The sequence below is a fragment of the Streptomyces sp. NPDC002853 genome (assembly GCF_053591915.1).
Window position 1 is genome coordinate 387,026 of sequence record NZ_JBSFUS010000002.1, and the last position, 20,237, is coordinate 407,262.

Here is a 20,237-nt window from a genome sequence, read left to right on the forward strand (position 1 = left end):
ATGGTGGACGCACCTACCGCCGTGTTCTGACCGAGGAGGACCGCACGCTCGTCCGCGCCGGCCACCGCGCCCCGTCCGTGTCCGGGACGACACCGGGCAGCTGGTCCAGATCGAAGCAGAGGAAGAGACAGCCTTCTGGGACCGGGCAGCGGTCGAGCTCAACGCCCCACCGTCGACCTCGGGATCCCCACCCCACGAACCGCTCCTCCACGCTGCTGATCGACGGGATCTGCAGGCGAATGCGCCAGTCGAGCAACTGGCCACCGTGGGCATGGGGGGAGGCGCTGTGGTGGTCCTGTTGCCTGCGGGTCCAGAGCCTGAGTCTCAGGCCTTCTCGGGCAGATGGGCGGCCAGCGCCCGCAAGCCCGCTAGTACCTCGTCGGCAGTGGGCGCAGACTCGGGGTCGGTGAGGTGCTGCATCATCAGGCCACTGACGAGGGCGAGCTGCACCGAGCCGATGGTACGGATCGTCTCTTCGGAGAGCTCGGTCTCGGCGGTTCCGGTGACCTCTCGTGCCATGCCGCTGCGCCCCTGCCGCAGCCCGGCGGCCACCTGCTCGCGCAGTTCCGAATCGCGCTGCGCACGCAGCACGGTCTCCAGATTGGCGGTCCAGAAGGTCTTGTTGGCCGAGAACGCCTCGATCAACCGGCGCCATAGTGCGCCGAGGTCGGTGTCGCCCGCCGACGGCCCGAAGACCTGGTCTCCCGAGTCGAGTGCCTCGAAGAGCGCCAGGTTGAGCAGCGCCTCCTTCGAGCCAAAGTGATAGCCGATCGCCGCCATGCTGACGCCCGCAGCGGAAGCCAGGTCGCGGACCGTCGTGCGCTCGTAGCCCTTCGTGAAGAGGCACTGCCTGGCGGCCTCCAGCAGCTTCTCCCGATTTCCCATGGCGCAGACCCTAGCAACTATCTGCACGTTTGCACCAGGCAAGCGCCTCAGGCGTTCGACTTGGGCAAACGTCTTGCGCGTTTGCCCAATTCCTGGCTACCGTTTCGTGCATCGAAGATCACACCGATCGTTGGAGCCCGGATGATCACCAGGAAGTCCCGCTTCACAGCCCTTGGCGCGGCCACCGTCTCCGCGACGCTCGCCGCCACGGCGATCACGGCCGGCCTCGCCTCCGCTCACCCCGGCGCCCACGTCGTCCCCACCCAGGTGACGACCGCCGAGGGCCCGGTACAGGGCACGACCGCCGGTACGGTGCGCACGTTCCAGGGCATCCCCTACGCTGCCCCGCCGACCGGAGAGCGCAGGTGGAAGGAGCCGCAGCCGGTGCACCCCTGGTCATCGCCGCTGAACGCCGACGCCCCGGAGGGAGCGTGCGCGCAGCCGACCGACCAGCCCATCGCGATCGAGGGCGGCGGCGGGGAGGACTGCCTCTACCTGAACGTCACGACTCCAGCCGGGCGGACGACGGGGCGCCTGCCGGTCATCGTCTGGATTCACGGCGGCAGCTTCACCTATGGCGACGGCGCCACCTACCGCGCGGCCAAGCTCGCCGCCGCGCGGCAGGGCGCGATGGTCGTGACGATCAACTACCGGCTCGGCGCGTTCGGCTTCCTGACCGCACCTGGGCTGCGCGCACCGGCCAACCTCGGCCTTCTTGACCAGCAGGCCGCACTGAAATGGATCAACCGCAACGCCGGCGCCTTCGGCGGAGACCCCCGCAACGTCACGATCATGGGGCAATCGGGCGGTGGCTACAGCGTCTGCGCCCAGCTGGTCTCGCCCGGCGCCCGCGGGCTCTTCAGCAAGGCGATCGTGCAGAGCGCAGGCTGCGTCGGACCGGACGGTTCGTTCACCCGCGAGCAGGCGGAGGCCAACGGGCTCGCCGTCGCTGAGGCCGCGGGCTGCGACGATCCACGCGCCGCTGACTCCTGCCTGCGGGGCAGGTCCAGCGCCGAGCTCATCAAGGCATCCGTCTCCGGGCACGACGGGTATCGGCCCGTGGTGGACGGCAAGGTACTGCCCGAGGCCCCGGCACGTGCCATCGCCGCGGGGCGGTTCGCCCGGGTGCCGGTGCTGCACGGCTCCACTCACGATGAGATGGGCGGACTGGCCGGGCTCGACGAGATCATGACAGGACAGCCGCTGACCGCCGAAGGCTACGCCGAGAAGGTCACCAAGCAGTTCGGGAAGGACGCCTCCGCCGTCCTGGCCGAGTATCCGGCCGCGGACTACCCGGCACCCGGAGCGGCGCTGGCGGCCGTGCTGACCGACTCGGAGTGGTCGACCGCGGCGCTCGACACCCAGCGCGCGCTGGCCCGCCACACCCCCGTCTACGCCTACGACTTCGCCGAGACCAAGGCCCCGTACTTCAAGAACGTGCCGCGGCCGACGAGTTTCCCGCTCGGCACCGGCCACATGATCGACCTGGCCTATCTCTTCGACAACGATCTTTTCGAGCCGCTCGATGCCACGCAGGCCGGGCTGTCGGACACGGTGGTCGCCTACTGGAGCCGGTTCGCGTCCACCGGGCAGGTGAACGGACATGGCCTGCCCATGTGGAAGCGGTTCACGGACCGCGGCCCCTACGTGCAGCGGCTCGCGTCCGGCCGCATCGGCCACACCAATTTCGCGGCCGATCACCACTACGCGTTTTGGAAGGCACTCGCCCCTCACGGTGAGGTGAAGGGCTCCTGATGGAGTACGCGACAAACGCCGACGTTTGCAGCTGCTGACACAATTCCTACCGGCACCCATGATGACCAGGCGGGCGACCCCAACCGGTGAACTCCCGCGCGTAACCCCTCCCACTGCGGCAGCCCGTCAGGGCTGCCGCAGCGACCCAAGTGACGTCAATGTGGCTGGTACTGGGCAGCGGCGGTGGATCGGCATGTGGGCGACGGGTCGTGGCTGGAGCGAGACGGGCATGGCCTCTCAGCGACTTGGCGCGCGAGCGAGTGATCGAACCGAATCCTCAGGAGGACATCGCAGCGGTAAGGCATCGGCTCGATGCCGTGCACGGCGTAGCAAACGGGGCACAGATAGGGCGACGCGTCGCCACCGATCGGAGGCTCATGCCACACCACGAGGCAGAAGACAGCCCTGCAGCCTTGCTGCCCCTGTTGCGCATCTGCGTCGACCGGTTGCTTGCGACAGCGGCCACGCTGTCGGACCAGGACGTAAAAGCTCCCTCCCTGCTGCCCACCTGGAGCCGCGGCCACGTGCTGACCCACATCGCCCGCAGCGCCGACGCGCGCACCCGGCTGCTGACCTCCGCCCGGACAGGGACCGACCTACCGCAATACGCCAGCGAGAACCAGCGGGAACGGGAGATCGAGGAGGGCGCCGGGCGACCCGCTGCCGCCCTCCTTAAGGACATGGACACCGCGCTGCACCGCTTCCTCACCGCAGCCGACAAGCATCCCGCAAACGCCTGGAGCGTGCCCGTGCGCTGGCTCGGAGGCGGTCTGCGGCCGGTACGCGGCGCCGTCGCCAGCATGCTGCGCGAGGTCGAGGTGCACCACACCGACCTGGACAGCGGCCACCGCCCGGCCCACTGGCCCGCCTCCTTCATCGCCCGCGAACTGGAGACGACCACCGCGAAACTGCGCACAGACCCCACCACCCCGCCCATGACGCTGTGCGCGGATGAGGACGAGGTGCTATGGGTGATCGGCAACGGCCCAGGACCGCAGGTGAAGGGCCCGGCAGCAGAGTTGCTGGGCTGGCTCACCGGACGCACCGACGGGCACATCCTGACCATCGAACCGCGGGGGCCCCTCCCAGCGCTGCCCACATGGCGAAGCTGACCGGGTGTGGCTCCGCTCAAGGGACTGCCCGCGCCGCTGTGCGTACATCGCCTGCATGCACTCCGCCGCCCCGCCCTTGGCGATGATTTTCCCGCGCTTGTCCTGCAGGTGCAGGTCCTCGGATGAGGACGGCGCCAGCCGGGGAACGGAAGCGGCAGTGCTTAGAGCACGGGGCCCTGGGTGGCGGCCAGCATGTTTTCGATGGCATCAGCGGCGCGTGGGGTGCCGCCCTCGGCGCGGGCGCTGGCCTGCAACTGCTTGGACCGGTCGACGCGTTCCGGGTCCGTGAGCAGGTCGTTCAGCGCCGCGCGAAGGGTCTGGGCGGTGGCGTCAGCGGTGTCCACACGGCGGGCGACGCCGAGTTCCACGAGCCGGTCGGCGTTCATGAACTGCTCGGCTCCCTGCGGCACGGCGATCATGGGAGTGCCGGCGAGGAGCCCTTCGCCGCAGCCGCCCATGCCGGCGTGGGTGACGAAGGCGTCGGCCTGTTCCAGGATCGCCCGCTGCGGGACCCAGGAGTGCACTTCGATGTTGGGCGGGATGGTGCCGAGTTCCGCGGGGTCGGTGTGCTTGCCGATTTGGAGTACGACGTGCCAGCCGGGCAGGTCGCCGAAGGCGGCGATGCACTGGCGGTAGAAGGCGGGCTGGCGCGTGTACGCCGAGCCGAGAGAGATCAGCAGCACATGATCCGCGGCCGCCGGGCGAGTCCAGCTCTCCATGTCCGCTCGGGTGTCGAAGCAGGGGCCGACGAAGGTCACCGTATCGGTGTCGACTCGATCGGCGTGCGGCTGCATCGCCCGCGGGATCAGGGCGAGGGCCCGGGCGGGTGGGCCGCAGAACGTGTCCACATCCGTGGTGGTCGCACCGCAGTCGGCAAGCCACCGCCCGAACCTCTCCTGATACGCGTCGGCTCCCGGCAACTTCCGTAGATGCGCCGCGACTTCCTCCTGGTAGCCGTCCCAGCTGACGAACGTCGGTGACAGCTGCATGAGGGGGCGGTCCTGCGCTTCGGCGAGGGCGCGCGCGGCATAGGCGCCGATGTCGTAGAGGTACAGGTCGGCCGGATCGTCGTCGTAGGCGGCGCGCAGCTGCGGCAGCGCCTGGACGGCGTCATCGAGGAAGAGGCTCGCCGCGGCGATGGGGTCGGCAGGCCAGTCGTTGTCGGCGACGGGCAGCGTGGAGGTGCAGGGCACCAGTTCCGCGCCGGCGGACTCGATCCGGTCGGCCACAAACGGGTCGTTGGCGTAGGTGACCCGGTGCCCGCGGGCCACCAGCTCACCGATGAGCGCGAGGCTGGGCAGGACATGGCTGACGATGGGGACGCCGACCATCGCGATATGGGCACGGCGACGGGACATGGGCGATCACTCGTTTCTGGCGCGGGACGGGTGCGGGCGGTGTGGCCAGGACGCGGCGTCAGGGTTGGTCGAGCTGCGCGGCGGCCTCCTCCAGGTCGGCGACGGTCCCCGACATGATCGTCCGTACGTGCTGGGTGATGTGCTGCACGGGCCAGTCCCACCACGCCACGGCCAGGAGCCGGGCGATGTCCGCGGCGTCGTAACGGGTGCGGATGAGCCGGGCGGGGTTGCCGCCGACGATGCCGTAGTCGGGGACATCGGCGGTGACCACGGCGCCGGCGGCGATGATCGCGCCGTGACCGATGCGTACACCGGGCATGACCGTGGCGCCGTGGCCGAACCACACGTCGTTGCCGACGACCGTGTCGCCCCGGCCGGGCAGGCCGGTGATCAGGTCGAAGTGCTCCGCCCAGGAGCCCCCCATGGTGGGGAAGGGGAAGGTGGAAGGGCCGTCCATGCGGTGGTTGGCGCCGTTCATGATGAACCGGGTGCCCGTCCCCAGCGCGCAGTACTTGCCGATGACAAGCCGCTCGGGACCGTAGTGGTAGAGGACGTTGCGCGTCTCGAACGCGGTCGGGTCGTCCGGATCGTCGTAGTAGGAGAAGTCACCGACCTCGATCAGCGGCGACTTCACCAGCGGCTTGAGCAGGACCACGCGCGGGTGTTCGGGCATCGGGTGGAGAACGGTGGGGTCAGCGGGGACGGGCGGCATCGTGCGAGCGGTTCCTCTCTGGTGAACCTATAGCGACAACTGTCGCGTTAAGATGGTGGCACAGCCCTGCCCCCTGATCAACCGGATTCTGATTGCCGATGACAGACCCACTGGACAACACGTCGGACCGCCGCCCGGGCGGTCGCACCGCCCGCATCCGCGCCCAGGTTCTCGATGCGGTACGCGCCGAACTCGCTGAGAGCGGTCACGAAGGACTCACGATGGAGGGGGTCGCGACGCGGGCCGGAGTGCACCGCGCCACCGTCTATCGGCGTTGGCGCGATGTCGGCGGCCTGCTCGTCGACGTCATCGACGCCGCCGGCGAGATCGACTGGCAGCCGCCGGACACCGGCTCGCTGCGCGGCGATCTGACGGCCCTCAACCAGGAGATCCAGGAATCACTGGTCGTACAGCCGTCGTTCGCCGTCGCCCTGATGGCCGCCTCGTTCCACTCCGAACAGGCCGCGCGGGCCCAGACGCAGTTGTGGACGGACCGGTACGCCCAGTGCGAGATCCTCGTCGAGCGCGCCACCGAGCGCGGTGAACTCCCCGCACAACACACGGGCGCGCGGGCCCTGCTGATCGCCGCCACGGCGCCGCTCTACCACCAGCTAGTGCTCCTGCGTGCCAATCCGGACCCGCACCTTCCGGAACGGGCCGCGGAGGCGGCCGTCCTGGCGGCTGCCGCGGGTGCCTTCTCCGTTTGTCGGGACGAGAGCGCGTGATCGAGGGAACAGGGAGCCAACGCAAGCGCAATCGACACGGGTCGCCGCACCAACGCCCGCAAGAGCAACGGATATCACTACCCGGGGACGATGTCGCTCGGCGTGTGGTGTCGCCCGGTCATCGGTGACGTGTTCCGGCTCGGCTCCGTCGGCGGGCAGCTGGATCACGTAGAGCGACGTGCCGGGCGACCGCGTCGACACCGGGGCGGGCGTACCGCTCCAGGGAGCGGACGCAGGCGTGACCGGAGCCGGCCAACATCACCAGAGTGGAGGTGCCGCCCGCGGCGTCGTGGAGGGGCGCACCGTGACGGAGCCAGTGCAGGGTCCAGCCGCCCAGGTCCTCGATGCCCCTGGGCAGGGCGTTGAGGTTGGCCTCCAGCCGGGTGTTCTCCCCGAGGATGTCCTGCGCCTGACGGTAGGAGAGCCGGGTTCGGCCGGTCCCCGGGCACACGTCCAAGGTCGCCATTGCGGTAGAGGCCCTGCGCAATGGCTACCAGATTGGGTACGCCCTCCCCGGCCCCCCTGAAGTGCTACCGACACCGCTGCGTACCCGCCTCGACCGTCATGCCTTCGAGGAAGGAGGGCAGCCCCGCCGTACCAGAACTGCCGGTCCGCCGAGTCCCCGCACCGCCGCCTCTGCCACCTCGTCAGTCGTTGCGGGACTCCAGCATCCCCTTGACGGGGTGTATTCACGCACTTCAAAACCGGCCTCCCGGGCCCACCGCCGGCAACCCCCGAACCACCGAGAACCATTGACGCCACTCCCCCACCCAAGCCCTCAGGTACTGATTCCGCAGCAACTATCCCTATATTCAACGGACTTCGTTCTTCAGAAACGCGATGACTGCTGGATAGCATTCCCGCCAGGTAGTTCTGGTTCGAAATCCGAAGATCCACCTAAGGGGTCTCGCATGCCCAGATTCAGTGATCACGAGCTCGGAATGGACCGGAAGGTCACGCGCCGTGACTTCCTGGACGGCGTGGCGGTCTCGGCTGCCGGCGCAGCAGCGGCGGTAGCACTCCCCGGGTCCGCACAGGCGTCGCCGGCGAAAGGACGTAGTCACCCCGCCCACCGGCACGATGGGCACCACCATCCGTACCCGCCCACCTCCACGGGCCTGAGGGGCCAGCAACCGGGCTCTTATGACGTGGCACACGCGGTGCGTGACGGCGCGTTCGCGCCTGGCCGCATATCGGATACCCGTGAAACCTACGACCTGGTCGTGGTCGGCGGCGGCCTCAGCGGGCTGGCCGCAGCCCACCTCTACCGCAAGCACGCGGGTTCCAAGGCCCGGGTACTCATCCTCGACGCCCTCGACGACTTCGGTGGACACGCGCGGCGCAACGAATTCCACGTCGGCCGCACGCAGTTGCTGTCCAACGGCGGGACCGTCAACATCGACACCCCGAGCACCTGGTCGCGTGGTGCCCGCGACCTGCTCACCAAGGATCTCGGTGTCGACCTGAAGGCGCTGGAAGCCACGGTCAAGGGGGACGCCTACGCACCGTACTCCCTGCGCAGCGCAACCCTGTTCAACTCCGAACGCTGGGGCAAGGACCAACTGGTCATCCGCGAAGCGGGCGAGTCCTGGGCGTCGTACGCGGCCAGACTCCCGTTGAGCGAGGCGAGCCGGGCCGCGCTGGTCCGCCTTTACACGACGACCGAAGACTTCTACCCGGGGCTGACGGACGCGCAGAAGAAGGAGATCCTGGCCCGCACCCCGTACGAGACCTATCTTCGCGAGAAGCTCGGCCTGGACGACGACGCACTGGAGATCGTCAAGCGGGGCACGAACGGCCTGTGGGGCGTGAACGTCGACCACGTCGCCGCGGCCGACGCATGGGCGACCGGGCAGCCCGGCTTCGGAGGTCTGGAGCTCGCCCACACGCCATGGCCGGGCGCCGGGCTGACGCCGCTGATGCACCTGGCCGAGACCGAGGAAGACGGCAACTTCTACTTCCCCGAGGGCAACGCCTCGCTCGCCCGGCTACTGGTCAGCAAACTCGTCCCGCAGGCGTTCAAGGAGCGCCGCCCGGACTGGCGGGAGATCGTCACCGCGAAGGCGGACTACTCACGCCTCGACGACCGGGACAACCACGTACGCATCCGGCTGTCGAGCACGGCCTTCCAAGTCCGCAACGACGGCAGGCACGGCGCGGTGGTCGACTATTCCAAGGGCGGCCGCAGCTACCGGGTACGCGCCAAGGGCGTGGTCATGGCCTGCTGGAACTCCGTCTCCTCGTACGTCGTGCCGGAACTGCCGCCCGAGCAGGTCACCGCAATGCGCTACGGCACGAAGGTACCGCTGGTCTACGCCCGAGTCGCACTCCGCGACTGGCGGCCCTTCGCCCGCGCCCGCCTGTCCCGGGTCAGCACGCCCTCAATGTTCTTCTCCAGCTTCGGCCTGCCCACAGTCACCGAGATCGGTGACTTCAAAATGCCGCACCGGCCCGAACTTCCCACCGTGATATCCCTGTCGGCGACGCCCGGGTCCCCCGGCCTGATCTGCCGGGAGCAGCACAAGGCCGGCCGCCGCACTTTGATCAAGATGCCCTTCGAGGACTTCGAGCGCGAGATCCGCGACGCGATGACCCGCTCCCTGGGCGACTACGGCTTCGACCCGGCCCGCGACATCACGGCTCTCACCGTCAACCGATGGGCCCACGGGTACGCCTACGAGTACAACTCCCTCGACGACCCGTCGTTGTACCAGCCCGAGTCACAACGCCCCTACGCCAAGGCCCGCCGTCCAATCGGACGGATCGCCATCGCCAACTCCGACGCCGAGGCCTTCGGATACACACACGCCGCGTTCGACGCGGCCATCCGCGCCGTGGCACACCTCCTTTGACCCTGCTCCGCTGCTCTGCCTCGTGGAGCCCTCGCGCCGTCGACGAACGGCACAAGGGCTCCACCGCGTTCTACGCCGCGGCACGGGAACGCCGGAACATCAGGCCCATCGGCACGATGATCATCCGTGCTCTGCCGAGGCCGCCCGTGCCCTCGGCAGGAGGAAACCCCCAGACACTGCACACACAGGGACGTTCAGGGGTTCTCAGGCAGTGTGATGTCGGCCGCGCGTACGGAGTCGGATGCCCGCCACGGCCGCGAGGCCCAGCCCACGACGCGGGGCCCCGCGGTCAAGAGGCCGTGATGGACACGGCGTCGACGGTCCAGAACCAGTTGTTCCCCCCGGTGTAGCGGAAACGGATGCGCGCGGTGGTCGCTCCCGCCGGCACCTGGAGCGTGATGCTCTCTGCCCTCGACGAGGTGTCGGCGGTGTATGTCTTCACGGGTACGGGAGTTCCGTCGTCGTAGGCGACGAGGACCTCGCCCTTCTGCGGAGCTTCATGGCGGTAGTACGTTGTGTAGCGCAGCACCGCCGTCGAGCCGCCCTTGACCGGCCATGCGGGCGTGACCAGGGTGGAGTCGAAGGTGCCGCCGTAGGCCTTGTCGACCCATTCGTCGCCGTCGGCGACAGCAAAGACGTTCCGAGCCCGGATGTTGTTCTCACGCCCCTGTCCCCTCTCCGAAGCGGTCCAGAACTCGTCGGTGGTGAAGCTCCAGCCGCGCCACTCGGCCACGCCGCCGGTGCCCATCACCTTGTTGTCGACACTCCATCCGGTCGGGGGCGTGCGGGTGAAGCCAAGGACAGAGGCGCCGATTCCCGTCTCGTCGACGCGGGTCCCCAACCGGCTTCTCAGGGCGTCGAACGCGTCCGGAGCCGGCTGCTGGAGGGGGCGGCCGTCGAGGTTCCACGACGGGTCGACCGGGATGCCGAGGTGGGCGAGGGCGGAGACCGCGACATCGGGCATCTTGATGTCGTGGCGGGTGGAGCCGGCGGTGATGCCTCCACCACTGGCGATGAGGAAGGTCTCCCTCTCGGGGGCGCTGGAACCGCCGTGGCCGCCGGCGTCGGTGTGGCCGTGATCGGTGGTGATCATGATCAGCCAGTCCTCGGACGCGTAGGTGGGACGAGACCGGACCGCTGCGACGATCTGACCGACCTGCGCATCCGCGTCGTGGATCGCGGCCAGGTACTGGCTGCTGGCGGCGCCGTCGCTGTGTCCGGCGTGGTCGATGTTGTCGAGGTGGACGAACACCGCATCCCGGTTGCCGCTGCGCAACTCCGCCACGGCACGGCTCGTGGTGCCGGTGTCGTACTCGGCGGAGGGCGTGGACACTCGGGTGTCGACCTTCGAGGAGAAGATGGTCGTGGTGACGGGCGTCCAGGAGGCGACGGCGTACGTCGAGAGGGAGGGCTTCGCCGTCTCGATCCGGGTGAGGAAATCCGGGTACCGGGCGAAGGCGTTGCCGGTGAATGCGTTGTCCTTGACGAGGTGCTTGTCCGGCCACACACCGGTGATGATCGTCGACCAACCGGGACCGGAAAGCGTCGGCGCCAACGGGTTGGAGTAGAGCGAACTGGCCGAGGTGAGTCCGCTCGCCATGAGGCCGTCGAGGTTCGGCGCGTCGGCGTCCCTGATCCGGCCGAGCAGGGCGCCGTCGAGCCCGATGACCAAAACCTTGGGGGTGCGGGCGGCAGCCCGCGCGGTGCCCGCCGCGAGCGGACCGGAGGCAGCGGCAAGAGCTGCTGTGGCGATCAGGAACGACCGGCGTGAGGGGCCAGCAGACATGAGAATTCTCCCTAGAGGCGACAAGAGCGCAGTCGACTCCCCTTGTTTGACGGGGAGTTCAGCATGGGTCCAGACCCGTTACCTTTCCGCGATGAGACTTCGCCGGTCCAGAGAGTTCAGATGAAGTTTCCGGCAACGGTCAGCTTCTGATGACCAACTTCCAGGCGTCCGCGCAGCCCTCCGGAGCCGAGCGTCCCCCCGATGTGCGATCGTCCGTCGGAGTGCCGCAATGGGCAGGCTGGAGCGAGAGGCCCGGCGGCCGGCGGACCACCCGGACGGCGGCGGAAGCGATGCCCGACCCTCGCAAAGGGAACACCCCCACACGACGCAACGAGCGACCTGCGCCTGCCACTTGCCGAACAATCACTTTGATACGTGCCGCACTACCTCGTGCTGCCTACGGGCCACGGAAAGCGGCACGGCACGGGACTGGCCTCAAGGAGATAGGTGGCGAGCACCCCTTTGGTCCGCACCATAGTGATGCTGTTGCCTTTGCCGCCCGGGGCCTGGGTGTTGGTCAGGATGTAGGCGACCGAGTCGTCACCCGCCGCCACGGCAGGAAGCGGCTTGACCGTGAACCGGAACGCCCAGCCACGCTTCGACGTGGCGGTGAACTCCGCACAATCGGTGCGTGCCGCCCTGAGCTCGTTCATCCAGGCGTCGGCTTCGTCACCAGGAAAGCTGGAGAGGGCCAGACTCCCCCTAACAGGTGTGTGGGCGCCATCGAGCGTGGCCCACACCATCGCCTCTCGGGGATGCTTGGGGCGCACGTTCATCATGTCGGCTATCGGCCGACAGACAGCCCTATCCGCCCTCACGACGTCCTGTTTCTCCAGCAAAGGCACCTTCTGCACTGTGGCCTTGAAACCGGGAAGGGTATCGGCAGCAGGCAGCGCGCGCCGCAGCGCTGCCGCAGGGAGGGGCGCTTGAGGAGCTGGTGATGCGCTGCACGCCGTCACGGCTAACACCGACCCCACAACGAACATCAGTGCAACCGTGCCGCGCACAGACAACTCCTTCATGCCCGGCAGAACCACGCCCCGCGCTCCGAGAACACCCGATGATCGCAGTCCGGAGCCTGCCCAGCCAGCGCTTTTCCCTCATCCAGAAGCAGGAGGTCGGCGTGGACCTTCCAGAGGTGCGGCAGAGTCCTACTGCGATCAGGGTTCTTGGAGGACGACTGCTCGGGCATCGTCCGAGTGACATCGGGGAACCGCTCCAGGTCTCAAGAAGTTTCCGGCCCGGCTGGGGCGATTCATTGGTTCACCAGGCAGGAGACAGCGTCTCGCATACGATCTCTGTTCACGGTGAGATTCATGGGGCCGGACCGTCCGTGTTGTCATCGGAACCGCTGTACTCGGCCGCCCGCCAGATCGTGTCCATCGTCTACTGATGGACACTGCGCGTCCAGGCCCATCGCCCTGGCGTGCATGCCCTTGGCCCTGCTGTTCCTCCACCGGACCTGTTGGCGCCCCGTGCGCACAGCAACACGAGACCACAGAGACGGCAGACGAGCAAACACGGTCTCTGATGGCAGAGGCCCCGTCCTCACGAGATCCCGTACCTCTTCCCCAGGGTTGCGCCACGGGGGCTGTAAGACGTTCGGCTCTTCCAAGATTGCCGTGAAGCCGATCATGCTTCTGGGCGTCGGTGACAGCCTGTCAGTGCGATCTTGCCGAGAGTGCGGAGCTGTTCAAGACGCTACGCCGCCCTGGGACCAGGGGTTTCACCCTCCACAACAAAGTCGGCGGGCGGTTCACAGGTCGACCGCGTCCAGCAGTCGCAGCAGGGCCCTCTTCGTACGGTGCTGCCCGCGCAGTGCGCGGTACCGCTCGGCGAAAGCCTCGGTGGTGCCGTCGCGATCGGCGAGCGCGGACAGATCCCCCAGCAGCTGCACAGCAGTGGGGTAGTTGCGGCCCTTCTGGTACGCGATCAGCTCGTGGATACGGCTCCACGCGGCCTCTGGATCGTCGCGGATGGCGGCGAGCCGAAGCTGCTGGGCAGCATGCCCCTTTCGACGTTCGGCTTCCTCGCGTTCGACTTCTTCCTGCGCTTCGCGGCCGAGGCGCTCGGCGGTCACCGCGGACACGGCGGCTCGCAGTTGGCCAACAGTGCGGCCGGCCTTGCCAGAGGGGGTTCCCCGATGGGCTAGGCGGAATCGTCGGCGCAGTTCAGCGGCGGCGGCATGGGAATCGTCGTCGTGGAGGAGGCGCACCACGGTGGCGTCCTTGTCCGTCTGCGGCAGCCCGCTGACCCAGGCTTCGTACATGGCGCGCGTGGGCCCAGGATCAGTGTGCGGCAGAGGAGCGGACGCTGCGGTGATCAGGTCGGGGTCGATGCGCAGGAAGGCAGCCAGGTCGGTGAGAGAGTCCGGAAGGTCGCCGAGGCCGGCGGGGAGCGTGGGCTCGGCATCGGCGTCGTTGAGGTCGTTGTTGTTGAGGCAGTGCAGCCAGGCCAGGTAGAGCAGGCGCAGGTCCCCGGCCGCAACGTCGAGACGGGCCTCGGCGATCGAGGGAAGCCATTCCTCGTCGCGGCCGGTGTCTCCGTAGTACTCGAAGTCGAAGAGGTCGTTGAAGTCGTCGAGCTCCGCGTCCTCGTCGTCGGAGACCAGCGTGATGAGGACGTGGCCGCCGTGCTGGCGGGCCTCGGCGGATTCGCCGGTGCAGTACTGCTCGGCTATGTGCAACGGGAGTTGCTCGGCGGGCCACCGCAGGATGACCTTGCGGTGGCCCCAGTTCGCGAAGTACAGGTGGGCGTCGTAGTGCTGCTCCATGAGCTGGTCACAACTGCCCTTGAAGTCGCCCCACTGGTAGGTGTTCAGGAACGTGGTGCGGGTGAGAGCAGCGCGGGTGGTCAACGTGCGGATCTCGGCGACCTGTTCATCGGTCAAGGGCCGGTCGACCGCAAGAAACTGATAGTGCTGATATTCGGACATTGTGGCCTCCAGCTGTGCTTCGCTCCGGGTTCGACGATCGCCCATGGGGCGGCACGGCAGCAGATGGGTGCTGTCGTTGCGGTTTCCGAAGGTCAGCAAGACCTCGAGGGGATGGCGCACGCGTCGACGACGAGGTGGTGTTTGCTGCCGGGCCGGGCGCGATCGACCCGGCTTGGACCGCTTTAGGGCCCCGCCGAGCGGCCCGGACGTGGGAGGAGCAGACCACCGCCCGCGACCAGTCCAGCCTGTCCTTCGACCGTAACTCCTTCAGCAGCACCGCATGCAGACGGTCCCACAAACGGCGGCCTCATTCCAGGCCGCCAAACGTCTCCAGCAGGTCATACCCGATCGAAGCCCAGCTCTTGGGGCAGAGATTGCCATTGGATGACGGTGTGCAGGACGAAGAGGATCCCGCACCGGACCTGCCGATCCGGTACCCGCGGTCTGCCTTTGGCCAGCTTCGGGGCAGGCTCGGGCAGCAACGGCTCGATGAGCGACCACAGTTCGTCCGACACGATCCACGGTCGCGGCTGACGGTTACCCACACTCAGACCAACGAACCGACAAGCCGAACGTCACGTAATCAACTGTTCTTATTAGAGCCAGTAAGGGAGGACGTCGCCCGCTAGGCGGTTTCGTTTGGATCAGCTGGTCGTTGGTCCGGGTGTGCCGTTGACTGATGCGCAGTGGGCGCGGATCGAGCCGTTGCTCCCGGACAGGACGCCGAAGCCGGGTGGCCGCTGGCGGGACCATCGTGAGGTGATCGACGCGATCGCCTTCAAGTTCCAGACCGGTACCAAGTGGGTGCATCTGCCGGAGAAGTACGGCAAATGGCGAGGTGTCTACAACCGCCTGCGGATGTGGGCCGTCGGCGGCACCTGGGAGCGGGTGTTCACCGCCCTGGTGGCCCAGGCTGATGCGAACGAACACGTCAGCTGGGCCGCCTCGGTGGACTCCACGGTCGTGCGGGCTCACCAGCATGCGGCCGGGGCCCGCAAAAAGGGGCTCCGGTCGGTGAGCCGGACGATCACGCCATCGGCCGGTCCCGCGGCGGGCTGACCACGAAGATCCACCTCGCGGCCGACGGCCAGTGTCGGCCACTTGCGTTCGTCCGCACCGCCGGCCAGGCGGGAGACGCACCCGCCTTCGGGGATGTCATGGCCCGCCTGCGCGTTCCCCGCCCTTTCGGACGGCCCCGCACCAGGCCAGACCTGGTCCTGGCCGACAAGGCGTATTCCTCCCGCGCGATCCGCGACCACCTACGCGGACGCGGTATCCGGGCGGTGATCCCGGAGCGGGCCGACCAGCAGGCCAACCGGCGGCGGCGCGGACAGGCAGGCGGCAGACCGAGTGACGCAGATGCCACCATGCCAGCGACTGCGTCCCCAGGGCGAAGACCAGGACGGGGACGACGCCGAGCGCCACACGCAGCAGCGTCGTCTGCGCCGGGCTGATGAACGGTGCGGCCATGTGCATGAACAGGAAGCTGAAGCCCCAGATCATGCCCAGAGCGATGTAGGCCGCAACGGCGGCCCGGCGATGTGCGGTCATGGCAGCGTGATGACCTCCCCGGTCGAGGCGCCCTCGACCGCCTTCTGGAATCCGCGTGCGACATCGGCCACGTCGACCGGGGCGAAGCCGGGGAAGAAGTCGCCGAAGTCGTCCAGGCTCTCGGTGAACACCGACGGGCTGATCACGTTGATCCGCCGGGGAGCGATCTCGATCGCGGCTGCGCGGACGAATGCCTCGATCGCGCCGTTGACGGTCGCCGCGGCAGCCCCGGAGACGATCGGATCGCGCGAGGGGATCCCGCTGATCAGCGTGAACGAGCCGCGTTCGGACACGTGGTCCAAGCCGGTGCGGACGAGATTGATCTGCGCGAGCGCCTTCTGCTGCCACGCCGACTCGAAGTCTTCGCAGCCGAGATCGGCCAGCGGCGCGTAGGGCACCTCCCCGGCTGCCGAGACGACGGCGTCGACCTGCCCGACCCGCTCCCACATCCCCGCCAGCTGCGACGGGTCGGAGATGTCGCAGCGGACATCCCCGGACGTCCGGCCGACGGTGACAATCTCGTGGCCCCGCGCCCCCATCAGCTCGTGGACGGCCCGGCCTGCTTTACCTGCTGCACCTACGACAATGATTCGCATACCCCCGACGCTAGACACCGGGGTCTCCTGGAGGGAAATACGCCGACGCACCACCTGTTATACGCTCAACGTATGGATGTGGAGCTGCGGCATCTGCGCGCCCTGGTCGCCCTGGCCGACTCCAACACGTTCACGACCGCCGCGGCCTTGCTGGGCACGACGCAACCGACCCTGTCACGCACGATCAATCAACTGGAAGAGATCACGAGGGCACGGCTGGTCGAACGCACCACCCGGGAGATGTCCCTCACCCCGGCCGGACGCCAATTCTCCGCGACCGCGCGAGAACTGCTCGCGTCCCTCAACACCGCACTGGACACACTGGGCCACACCGAGGCCCCGCTGCGGCTCGGCTGGGCCTGGGCCGGCTTCGGCCGCCACACGGTGCCGCTGCTCCAGGAATGGAAGCGGGCCCACGCAGGAGCGGTCGAACTCAGCCGCCCACCCGACCCTGTAGCGGCTCTCCGGCGCGGCGCCATCGACGCCGCCCTCGTTCGCAGGACATCGCCTTCGCCGGAACCGATGCCCGACCTGGCGGCGGCCACGCTGTTCACGGAGAGGCTGGTTGCGGCGATCGCGGTGGAGGACCCCCGTGCGGCAAAGACCAGTACGACGCTGCCCGAGCTGGCGGAGGGCTCAGTCGCCGTCTGCGCGACCGCACCCACGGTGACCGACCACCTCTGGGACCACACCGGCCACAATCCGCACATGATCAGCGTGGCCAACACCGACGAATGGCTGACCCGGATCTCCGTCGGCGACGCCGTGGGCGTGACCGCAGAAGCCACGACCTACAACCACCAGGCTCCCGACGTGGCCTACCGGCCCATCGAGGACTCTCCGCTTGTGGAGGTGGCCCTCGCCTGGAGGGCCACCGATCCGCACCCGCGAGCACACGCCTTCGCACAGTTCGCGCGCGACTACTTCGCCCGGCTTCTCGACACCAGCACCCCGCCCTTCAGCCTCAACCACGGCGAAAACGCTGAGGGATCGAAGGCCCCGTGAGCACCAGCCACTCACGCCCGGACCGCCCGCGAGCAGCTCATAGCCACATCAAGGGGCTCCATCCGCACCCAAAGTGTCAGACAACGGCATACCCCGGCCAACGGTCGGATGATCCAAACGAAACTGCCTAGCCCTGCTGATCACGCCGGACCAACGGGGCGACTCCGTAACCTAACCCGGCCATGAAGCGCATCCGTCCTGCCGGCCTCGGTGGCAGACACCCGCGCAAACGGCCCGACCAGCGGCGGCAAGGCGTATTCCTCCCGCAGCGGCCGCCGCTGCCTGCGACGACGCCAGATCAAACACACCATCCCCGAACGGAGGAACCCGCGGAGCAACCGGCAACGAAAGGGGCAGCAACGGCGGCCGACCCGCAGGCTTCGACAAAACGATCTTCAAGCGGAGGAACAGCGCCGAGCGGACGACCAACGCGTCGAAGAGTTCCTGGCCGTGCCCCGCGGTTCGACAAGCGCTGCTCCATCGTCCACGCCACCGTCGCACTTGCCTCGATCCGACTCTGGCTTCGCCCGCGCTCTCCGCCGGTTCTAGTTGCCGGTCGTGCCGTCGAGCATCTCGCGCAAGATGTCCAGGTGGCCGTTGTGGCGGGCTGTCTCTTCGGTGAGGTGAAGGAGTATCCAGCGCAGGTCGACGTGCAGGCCGTTGCGGATGGTTCCCACGGCCTGCTTGTCCAGGTCGTTTTCCGCGACCAGTTCGCGGTAGCGGGCGCTTTGTTCGGCGTATTCGTCGAGCAACTGCGTGAGCGGGAAGTCAACGGCGATCCGCATTTCGCGGTCAGGGTCCTCATCCGTCATGGGGGCCCGGTCTTCTTCGCCGAGGAAGACCACTTGGAACCAGTAGTACTCGACCCAACGCAGGTGGTTGATCAGTCCGCTCATGGTCATCAGTGGTGAACCCGGCAGAAGCGCCTTGTGGGCATTCGCCGCGGAGACACCGTCGCACTTGGCGCGGGCGGTTTCCCGTGTGTAATCGAGGAAGGTAGTGAGCTGGGTGCGTTCGTCCCATGCGGGCGGCGTGTCGTTGATTCTGGTCATCGCGCGAAGCATCCCCAGCCACCATGCCCGCTGTCGACCTATTTATCGACCCAACCTGCGCCACCGGCCCCTTGTACAGCCGGGCCTCGCCGGCGAGATCGATGCGGCCCACGCGGTCGTACCGCCCAAGCACCACCGGGCAGAAGACACGGAGTGGACAAGAGATCGTCGGTGCCCTTGCGCGAGCCGGAAGTGCGGCGGCCTAGAAGTTTCGTTCGATCAGCGATCGTGGAAGTAGGTCTGCCACCGGCTGACGTGCAGACGGCTCGCATCGCACGCTTCTACCGCGTCGGTCGACGATGCAGGTGAACGGAGGTCAGCTCGCGACATAGGGCGTGGTTTGCCGTCCCTGACCATTGGGCTTCTGCCCAGTGCTAGGTTCCGCAGGACCTACGAGGGGGCGCCATGAGTAGTGAAATAACGTCCAGGCAGGGTGTTTCAAGTAGGGGCGTTGCCCTGTTTGTCTTGAACGCCCTGGCGTGGGGCGGGGCTGCGACGCTCTTCATTGACCTTTGGGGTTTGGCCGGAACAGCCGAAAGGTGCGGAGGTCGCTTCGCGAAGCCATGCCCGGAGGGCTACGGATACGGGCTTGTCGGGATCTGGGTGTCAGTGACTGCCATGGTCCTCCTGCTCGTGTTCCTCTGGCGTGAGGGTGTCCGCGGGCCTATGCCTGCTGCGGCCATACCGGGTGTGATCGGTATCGTGCTGGGGCTGCGCTTCCTCTGGTCGGCGGTGCTGATCGCCGACGACGCCGCCTCGCGGGTGGTGATGTCGGTGGCCGGCCTGCTCCTCCTGGGCTTGCTGGGGGTGTTGTACGGACGTTGGCTGCTGCGGCGGTGGGGCGCCGCGTTGCTGTTCCGGTGCATCCGGATCGAATGGACTGCTGCAGTGCATCCATCCGGCCGGAAGACGGCCGTGATGGTACTTCCGTCCGGCAGTGCAGAGCGGCGGCAGTGCAACGCGTTGCTTATCGTGGACCTGTCGGCCGCAGTGGTGGGCTGCGCTGCCATTGGCGTGCTTCCCTAGCACCACCAGCCCTGGTGCCGATCTCTACTTTGCGTCGGCTGGTCAGCGGTGGGGCTGGTGCCGTGTGGCGTGGATGGAACCGAGCAGATTGAGGGACTGGGCGCTGGGACTGCCTGGTTCGGCGTGGTAGATCACGAGTTGTTGGCCGGGCGTCTCGCGTACGTCGAATGCTTGATGGGTGAGAGTGAGCGGGCCGACGTCCGGGTGGAGCAAGTGTTTGGCGTCCCGTGCTTTGCCTCGCACCGTGTGGGATTGCCAGAGGCGGGTGAACTCCGCGCTGTGCTCGGTGAGAGTGCTGACGAGTTCGCGCAGTCGTGGGTTGTCCGGGTCGAAGCCGGTTGCCTCGCGGAGGTTGGCGACGGTGGCTTGTGCTGCTCGATCCCAGTCCGTGTAGAAGCTGGGGCCTGCGGGGTCGAGGAAGGTCATGCGGGCCAGATTGTCCGCCGGTGCGAACGGCGAATAGAGGGCGTCGGCCAATGCGTTGACGGCGAGGAGGTCCAGGGTTCGGTTCATGACGAATGCTGGAGTGTTCGGGTAGCCGTCCATCAGCTGTCGCAGGGACGGGCTGACTCGCTCTGAGCGGTGAGCGGAGGGCTGTTCGCTTGGCGTCGCCGCCCCGGCCAGCCGGTACAGGTGGCCGCGGGCGTCCTCGTCGAGCAGTAGCGCGCGGCTGAGCGCGTCGACCACCTGGGCTGAGGGATTGCGTTCGCGTCCTTGTTCGAGGCGGGTGTAGTAGTCGGCGTTCACGCCGGCCAGGACGGCGACCTCTTCGCGGCGCAGTCCGGCGACTCTGCGGGCTCCGTAGCTCGTCATGCCGACGTCCTGTGGCTGCAGGCCGGCGCGGCGTGCCCGCAGGAAGTCTCCCAGGTGGTTGTCGTCCATGTTTT

Annotated in this window: 16 protein-coding genes and 2 pseudogenes; 7 read left to right on the plus strand and 11 right to left on the minus strand. The window is 67.9% G+C overall.

Annotated elements, in window-relative coordinates; translation table 11 throughout:
- Positions 1-324 precede the first annotated feature (324 nt).
- Positions 325-885 carry a TetR/AcrR family transcriptional regulator gene (locus ACWD02_RS06295; RefSeq protein WP_451205030.1) on the minus strand — a complete coding sequence of 187 codons (561 nt, stop codon included), beginning with the start codon at positions 883-885 and terminating at the stop codon, positions 325-327.
- 141 nt (positions 886-1,026) lie between these two features.
- Here ACWD02_RS06295 and ACWD02_RS06300 point away from each other — a divergent pair, with 141 nt between their 5' ends.
- Together ACWD02_RS06300 and ACWD02_RS06305 are read left to right on the plus strand one after the other, a co-directional pair.
- Positions 1,027-2,640, plus strand: a complete 1,614-nt coding sequence (locus ACWD02_RS06300) for a carboxylesterase/lipase family protein (protein WP_451205032.1) — start codon at positions 1,027-1,029, stop codon at positions 2,638-2,640.
- 413 nt (positions 2,641-3,053) lie between these two features.
- Positions 3,054-3,752 (plus strand): maleylpyruvate isomerase family mycothiol-dependent enzyme, encoded by a 699-nt coding sequence (locus tag ACWD02_RS06305; RefSeq protein WP_451205034.1) that lies wholly within the window; start codon positions 3,054-3,056, stop codon positions 3,750-3,752.
- Positions 3,753-3,913: 161 nt separating this feature from the next.
- Here ACWD02_RS06305 and ACWD02_RS06310 read toward each other — a convergent pair whose 3' ends face one another.
- Together ACWD02_RS06310 and ACWD02_RS06315 are read right to left on the minus strand one after the other, a co-directional pair.
- Complete coding sequence (locus ACWD02_RS06310) at positions 3,914-5,110, minus strand: macrolide family glycosyltransferase (protein WP_451205036.1); 1,197 nt, start codon at positions 5,108-5,110, stop codon at positions 3,914-3,916.
- Between the two features lie 58 nt (positions 5,111-5,168).
- A complete protein-coding gene (locus tag ACWD02_RS06315; RefSeq protein WP_451205038.1) occupies positions 5,169-5,822 on the minus strand; it encodes a CatB-related O-acetyltransferase in 654 nt (217 codons plus the stop codon).
- Positions 5,823-5,920: 98 nt separating this feature from the next.
- Between ACWD02_RS06315 and ACWD02_RS06320 the strand changes: the two genes are divergently transcribed.
- Entirely contained in the window at positions 5,921-6,547 is a 627-nt protein-coding gene (locus ACWD02_RS06320; RefSeq protein ID WP_451205041.1) for a TetR/AcrR family transcriptional regulator, read from the plus strand.
- Positions 6,548-6,665: 118 nt separating this feature from the next.
- Here the strand turns inward: ACWD02_RS06320 and ACWD02_RS06325 are convergent, their stop codons facing one another.
- The gene (locus ACWD02_RS06325; RefSeq protein WP_451205043.1) at positions 6,666-7,013 is read right to left on the minus strand and encodes a site-specific integrase; all 348 of its coding nucleotides are present in this window, start codon (positions 7,011-7,013) and stop codon (positions 6,666-6,668) included.
- A 682-nt stretch (positions 7,014-7,695) separates the two neighbouring features.
- Here ACWD02_RS06325 and ACWD02_RS06330 point away from each other — a divergent pair.
- Positions 7,696-9,399 (plus strand): NAD(P)-binding protein, encoded by a 1,704-nt coding sequence (locus ACWD02_RS06330; RefSeq protein ID WP_451205045.1) that lies wholly within the window; start codon positions 7,696-7,698, stop codon positions 9,397-9,399.
- A 289-nt stretch (positions 9,400-9,688) separates the two neighbouring features.
- Here the strand turns inward: ACWD02_RS06330 and ACWD02_RS06335 are convergent, their stop codons facing one another.
- The 4 genes and pseudogenes from ACWD02_RS06335 to ACWD02_RS06350 form a co-directional block, all read right to left on the minus strand.
- Positions 9,689-11,185: an alkaline phosphatase family protein gene (locus ACWD02_RS06335; protein WP_451205048.1), complete on the minus strand. Its 1,497-nt coding sequence runs from the start codon at positions 11,183-11,185 to the stop codon at positions 9,689-9,691.
- Between the two features lie 383 nt (positions 11,186-11,568).
- Entirely contained in the window at positions 11,569-12,192 is a 624-nt protein-coding gene (locus tag ACWD02_RS06340) for a hypothetical protein (RefSeq protein WP_451205051.1), read from the minus strand.
- A 749-nt stretch (positions 12,193-12,941) separates the two neighbouring features.
- Positions 12,942-14,120, minus strand: coding sequence for a hypothetical protein (locus ACWD02_RS06345; RefSeq protein WP_451205899.1), 1,179 nt, complete (start codon positions 14,118-14,120; stop codon positions 12,942-12,944).
- Between the two features lie 54 nt (positions 14,121-14,174).
- A pseudogene (locus ACWD02_RS06350) lies at positions 14,175-14,665 on the minus strand (IS5 family transposase); the annotation flags it as partial.
- A gap of 121 nt (positions 14,666-14,786) precedes the next feature.
- Between ACWD02_RS06350 and ACWD02_RS06355 the strand changes: the two are divergent.
- Positions 14,787-15,481, plus strand: a pseudogene (locus ACWD02_RS06355) (IS5 family transposase); the annotation flags it as partial.
- Positions 15,482-15,667: 186 nt separating this feature from the next.
- Here the strand turns inward: ACWD02_RS06355 and ACWD02_RS06360 are convergent.
- Positions 15,668-16,267: a short chain dehydrogenase gene (locus ACWD02_RS06360; protein ID WP_451205054.1), complete on the minus strand. Its 600-nt coding sequence runs from the start codon at positions 16,265-16,267 to the stop codon at positions 15,668-15,670.
- A 72-nt stretch (positions 16,268-16,339) separates the two neighbouring features.
- On the opposite strand from ACWD02_RS06360, the gene ACWD02_RS06365 reads away from it, so the two are divergent.
- Positions 16,340-17,272: a LysR family transcriptional regulator gene (locus tag ACWD02_RS06365; protein WP_451205057.1), complete on the plus strand. Its 933-nt coding sequence runs from the start codon at positions 16,340-16,342 to the stop codon at positions 17,270-17,272.
- Between the two features lie 545 nt (positions 17,273-17,817).
- Here ACWD02_RS06365 and ACWD02_RS06370 read toward each other — a convergent pair.
- The gene (locus ACWD02_RS06370; RefSeq protein WP_451205059.1) at positions 17,818-18,324 is read right to left on the minus strand and encodes a DinB family protein; all 507 of its coding nucleotides are present in this window, start codon (positions 18,322-18,324) and stop codon (positions 17,818-17,820) included.
- 618 nt (positions 18,325-18,942) lie between these two features.
- Here ACWD02_RS06370 and ACWD02_RS06375 point away from each other — a divergent pair.
- Positions 18,943-19,350 carry a hypothetical protein gene (locus ACWD02_RS06375; protein ID WP_451205061.1) on the plus strand — a complete coding sequence of 136 codons (408 nt, stop codon included), beginning with the start codon at positions 18,943-18,945 and terminating at the stop codon, positions 19,348-19,350.
- Positions 19,351-19,392: 42 nt separating this feature from the next.
- On the opposite strand, the gene ACWD02_RS06380 is transcribed toward ACWD02_RS06375, so the two are convergent.
- A complete protein-coding gene (locus ACWD02_RS06380) occupies positions 19,393-20,232 on the minus strand; it encodes a helix-turn-helix transcriptional regulator (protein WP_451205064.1) in 840 nt (279 codons plus the stop codon).
- Positions 20,233-20,237: the final 5 nt, after the last annotated feature.